This is a genomic window from Mesorhizobium sp. M7A.F.Ca.CA.002.15.2.1, assembly GCF_003998715.1.
GTDB classification, from domain to species: domain Bacteria; phylum Pseudomonadota; class Alphaproteobacteria; order Rhizobiales; family Rhizobiaceae; genus Mesorhizobium; species Mesorhizobium ciceri.
Map to the genome: position 1 here is coordinate 2,501 of NZ_RZPI01000218.1, position 5,458 is coordinate 7,958.

1 tRNA gene, 2 rRNA genes and 2 pseudogenes are annotated in these 5,458 nt (G+C 55.8%); all 5 read left to right on the top strand.

Going from position 1 to position 5,458, the window contains the following annotated elements:
- Window positions 1-255: 255 nt before the first annotated feature.
- The 5 genes and pseudogenes from ENZ74_RS14395 to ENZ74_RS14415 all read left to right on the top strand — a co-directional run bounded on the left by ENZ74_RS14395 (window position 256) and on the right by ENZ74_RS14415 (window position 5,153).
- Window positions 256-3,077, top strand: a 23S ribosomal RNA gene (locus ENZ74_RS14395).
- Window positions 3,078-3,347: 270 nt separating this feature from the next.
- Window positions 3,348-3,462, top strand: a 5S ribosomal RNA gene (rrf, locus tag ENZ74_RS14400).
- Window positions 3,463-3,616: 154 nt separating this feature from the next.
- Window positions 3,617-3,693, top strand: a tRNA-Met gene (locus ENZ74_RS14405).
- A gap of 880 nt (window positions 3,694-4,573) precedes the next feature.
- Window positions 4,574-4,839, top strand: a pseudogene (locus ENZ74_RS14410) (type II toxin-antitoxin system ParD family antitoxin).
- Between the two features lie 3 nt (window positions 4,840-4,842).
- Window positions 4,843-5,153: pseudogene (locus ENZ74_RS14415) on the top strand (type II toxin-antitoxin system RelE/ParE family toxin).
- Window positions 5,154-5,458: the final 305 nt, after the last annotated feature.

The following is a 5,458-nucleotide window of genomic DNA, read 5'->3' on the forward strand; positions in this document are numbered from 1 at the left end:
ACTTCATGGCAGTAATGCCGTGATTTGTCGCGGGAGACGCTCAATCTCCCGCATATGATGGGCTTGCCTAACCGCACCCTCGAACCGATCTCGAGAAGCTGGTCTTTTTGTGCCAATGACATCGAAGTTTGATCCCGCACAGGATCTGCTTCAGGCGACAATTCCTTTGGAATTGCGTGGATGCCAACTCCGTAAGGGGAAGGCTGAAGCGACAATCCCTTCGGGATTGCGCGGGTGGGCATTGGCAATGAGAACGATCAAGTGTCTTAAGGGCAATTGGTGGATGCCTTGGCATGCACAGGCGATGAAGGACGTGATACGCTGCGATAAGCTACGGGGAGGTGCGAATACCCTTTGATCCGTAGATTTCCGAATGGGGAAACCCACCTAAGGTACTTGGAAAATCAGAGCAGCCAGAAGGTCGCAAGGCCGGATTGCTGCTGTGGTTTCCAAGTATCGATAATAGGTAACTTACCCTGAATACATAGGGGTAAAGTGGCGAACGCGGGGAACTGAAACATCTAAGTACCCGTAGGAAAGGACATCAACCGAGACTCCGGAAGTAGTGGCGAGCGAACCCGGACCAGGCCAGTGGCGATTGAGAGACAAGCGGAACCTTCTGGAAAGTAGGGCCATAGTGGGTGACAGCCCCGTACGCGTAATGCAATCAATCGTCCTCGAGTAAGGCGGGACACGTGAAATCCTGTCTGAAATTGGGGGGACCACCCTCCAAGCCTAAGTACTCGTGCATGACCGATAGCGAACTAGTACCGTGAGGGAAAGGTGAAAAGCACCCCGACAAGGGGAGTGAAAGAGTACCTGAAACCGATTGCCTACAAACAGTGGAAGCCCAAGGTTCGTCCTGGGTGACCACGTACCTTTTGTATAATGGGTCAGCGACTTAGTGTGACGAGCAAGCTTAAACCGCTAGGTGTAGGCGCAGCGAAAGCGAGTCTGAACAGGGCGTTCAGTTCGTCGCATTAGACCCGAAACCGAGTGATCTAGCCATGAGCAGGTTGAAGGTAAGGTAACACTTACTGGAGGACCGAACCCATAACTGTTGCAATAGTTCGGGATGACTTGTGGCTAGGGGTGAAAGGCCAATCAAACTCGGAAATAGCTGGTTCTCCGCGAAATCTATTTAGGTAGAGCGTCGACCGAATACCCCAGGGGGTAGAGCACTGGATGGGCTAGGGGTCCTCACCGGATTACCAAACCTAACCAAACTCCGAATACCTGGGAGTACTAGTCGGCAGACACACGGCGGGTGCTAACGTCCGTCGTGAAAAGGGAAACAACCCTGACCTACAGCTAAGGTCCCCAAGTTATGGCTAAGTGGGAAAGGATGTGAGGATCCCAAAACAACCAGGATGTTGGCTTAGAAGCAGCCATCATTTAAAGAAAGCGTAACAGCTCACTGGTCTAAATAAGGGTCTTTGCGCCGAAAATGTAACGGGGCTAAAGCCATACACCGAAGCTTAGGGTTTGGTCCGCAAGGGCCAAGCGGTAGCGGAGCGTTCTGTAAGCTGATGAAGCCATACCCGTGAGGGGTGGTGGAGGTATCAGAAGTGCGAATGCTGACATGAGTAACGTAAGGGGAGTGAGAGACTCCCCCGCCGAAAGACCAAGGGTTCCTGCTTAAAGCTAATCTGAGCAGGGTTAGCCGGCCCCTAAGACGAGGCGGAAACGCGTAGTCGATGGGAACCACGTTAATATTCGTGGGCTTGGAGGTAGTGACGGATCATTGAGGTAGTCCAATCTTATCGGATTGAACGGGCTGCTGCGTGGTTCCAGGAAATAGCTCCTCCTTATAAACCGTACCCGAAACCGACACTGGTGGTCTGGTAGAGTATACCAAGGCGCTTGAGAGAACTATGCTGAAGGAACTCGGCAAATTGCACGCGTAACTTCGGAAGAAGCGTGACCCTTTTCTACGCAAGTAGAGGAGGGTGGCACAGACCAGGGGGTAGCGACTGTTTATCAAAAACACAGGGCTCTGCGAAGTCGCAAGACGACGTATAGGGTCTGACGCCTGCCCGGTGCTGGAAGGTTAAGAGGAGGGGTGCAAGCTCTGAATCGAAGCCCCAGTAAACGGCGGCCGTAACTATAACGGTCCTAAGGTAGCGAAATTCCTTGTCGGGTAAGTTCCGACCTGCACGAATGGCGTAACGACTTCCCCGCTGTCTCCAGCATAGACTCAGTGAAATTGAATTCCCCGTGAAGATGCGGGGTTCCTGCGGTTAGACGGAAAGACCCCGTGCACCTTTACTATAGCTTTACATTGGCATTCGTAGTGGCATGTGTAGGATAGGTGGTAGGCTTTGAAGCCTGGGCGCCAGCTCAGGTGGAGCCACCCTTGAAATACCACCCTTATTACTATGGATGTCTAACCGCGGCCCGTTATCCGGGTCCGGGACAATGTATGGTGGGTAGTTTGACTGGGGCGGTCGCCTCCTAAAGAGTAACGGAGGCGCGCGATGGTGGGCTCAGAACGGTCGGAAATCGTTCGCTGAGTGCAATGGCATAAGCCTGCCTGACTGCGAGACTGACAAGTCGAGCAGAGACGAAAGTCGGTCATAGTGATCCGGTGGTCCCGCGTGGAAGGGCCATCGCTCAACGGATAAAAGGTACGCCGGGGATAACAGGCTGATGACCCCCAAGAGTCCATATCGACGGGGTTGTTTGGCACCTCGATGTCGACTCATCGCATCCTGGGGCTGGAGCAGGTCCCAAGGGTATGGCTGTTCGCCATTTAAAGCGGTACGTGAGTTGGGTTCAGAACGTCGTGAGACAGTTCGGTCCCTATCTGCCGTGGGTGTAGGAATATTGAAAGGATCTGTCCCTAGTACGAGAGGACCGGGATGGACGGATCTCTGGTGGACCTGTTGTGGCGCCAGCCGCATAGCAGGGTAGCTATATCCGGACGGGATAACCGCTGAAGGCATCTAAGCGGGAAACCCACCTTAAAACGAGTATTCCCTGAGAACCGTGGAAGACGACCACGTTGATAGGCCGGGTGTGGAAGAGCGGCAACGCTTGAAGCTTACCGGTACTAATAGTTCGATCGGCTTGATCGTTCTCATTCCTTATGCCCATCTGACAAAGTCAGATGGTCTGTTCTCACTCACGCTTGTTCCGCCCTGCGGGCGGCGCTACGTGGGTGCGGCGCATCAGCGCCGACGGTCGGTCGACCTTGCGAAGCTTCGCTTCGAAAGGCGCCAGACCAAGAACCGTAAAGGCACACAAAGACCAGCGAACAGCCCCGAGAGGCACCCGACAGCTCCGCTGCCGATGTCTCTTTGTGCGCCTTCGCTCAAAAGCTTCTCGAACAACGTGCGTTTTGCCGACCTGGTGGTTATGGCGGAGCGGCTGCACCCGATCCCATTCCGAACTCGGCCGTGAAACGCTCCAGCGCTGATGGTACTTCGTCTCAAGACGCGGGAGAGTAGGTCGCTGCCAGGTCTGCCAAACGCACGTTGATCTCACATCCAAATCGGATGGAGAAAAATCTTCTCTTTATGAAATGGCCCGCCAAGGGATCACGGGCCGCGTAAGCGGCCCTTTCATTTGGTCAGCCATATACCTATCTGTAGGCCTCGGCTTACACAAAAATTGACGCGGGGTGGAGCAGCCCGGTAGCTCGTCAGGCTCATAACCTGAAGGTCACAGGTTCAAATCCTGTCCCCGCAACCAAATTCAAAAAAGCCCGCCATCGTGCGGGCTTTTTGTTTTGTGCCGTGCTGTGCTGCCGGCCTGTCATCAGGCGCCCGCAACCAGCCAAGCCAAGCCGCCAGACAGAAAACGCAAATCCTCTCCCCAAAACCAACATCAAAAACAGCCCGCCAGCCACAAATGCCCGCGCGCCGTTTTGATATGCGGCTGGGGTGGCCATCGATCTGCCCAGGCTCAGGCCCCCGAAAGCGAAGCCGAAGCTGCGGGACAAAAGAACCAGATCCCGTCCCGCAAACCAAACTTCACTAAGCAACAGCCCGCCTGGCATCAGCCGGCGGGCTGTTCGCGTTCAAGGGACAATGGTGCCGGCAAGCGGCAGTCCTCGGCGCACAAAGAGGACTCAGCCGACAAGGTACGACAACAAACAAAGCCTCAACAAAACAGCCCGCAGCCCGCGGGCCGTTTGCGTTTGGGGGACTGGCAAGTGAAGCGCCAGGCCGCCGCCATGGCCGGATCAACCGAATCGGAGGCGGAAAAGACAAAGCCATCCGATCCTCGTGCCAGGCATCGGTGATGCCGGTGATGATTTGCAATCAAATACGAAATGAATTTGGTCGGGGTGGTGTTCTATTCAGCCGGCTTTTGTGGCCACCCTCGACCATGACAATGACTGATGGCCGCGAATATCGACCTGCATGTGAATCCTCGATCGCGCCGGCGGCCGGTGTGTCACGCCGCAATAGCCGCAAGTGCCGTTGGTCGAGCGGCCTGGGGGCGTTGAAGCGATGCCTCGATCATGCCGAATCAAAGCGAAGGGCGATTCTCTGCGGATGAGTCACGCGAGGTAAGGCGTGGCCGAATCGGCGCCAGATTCGGGATCGCTCCCCGCAGGAGGTTGCCAATGCCAAATTACGCTTTGAATGACCACTACGAGAGCTTCATCAGGAAGCAGCTCGAATCAGGCCGCTACAACAATGCCAGCGAGGTTGTCCGCGCGGGCCTGCGCATGCTCGAGGATTTCGAGGCGGAGCGGGAGAAATGGCTGCGCGAGGAGATACCAGGGCGCCTGGCTGAACTCCGGCAGGATCCGACGAAGGGCATCCCTGCCGACACGGTCTTCTCCGGCTGGAGGCGCGTCATCGCTCCAAGCAGGCGAAAGCCAAGTAGGGGATAGAGTATCGGATTGTCTTCCACTCCAAGGCCGAGTCGGAGCTGGAGCAACTCTACGATGACCTAGCCGGACGTGCGTCGCCGGCGATCGCCCGGAATTTCATTGCGGGTATCCGTGACCATTGTCTCGGCCGTCGACTTTTCCACAGCGGGGCACCGAGCGGGTCGAGATCATGCCGGGGCTGCGGATTGTTGGCTATCGCCGCGCCGTCAGCATTGCCTTCGCCGTCGACGGTGGGCGGGTGCTGATCCTGGGTATCTTCTACGCTGGCCGGAACATCACGCCGGAATTGCTCGAGAACCGGCTCTAAACGGCGCTTCGGTGGAGAATTGCTCCGCAGCCATCAAGGCGCGACGGGTGCGATGGCACTCATCAGCGCCTCGATCTCGGGACGCATCACAGGGATGGTAGGCGCTAGAACGCCGCCCACAATTCAGCCAAGCCAACTCATGAATTTCGGCCCGGTGGATATCTCTACGAGAAATCGAAAAAACATTATCGATGTGTGTTGACAGTTGTCGTTGGTGGCGACTATATACGCCTCACGAACGAGGGCGGCTCGCCGCTGGCGACGAAGAAGTTTGCTTTTAAGCCTGCCCTTAGCGAAATTCAAGA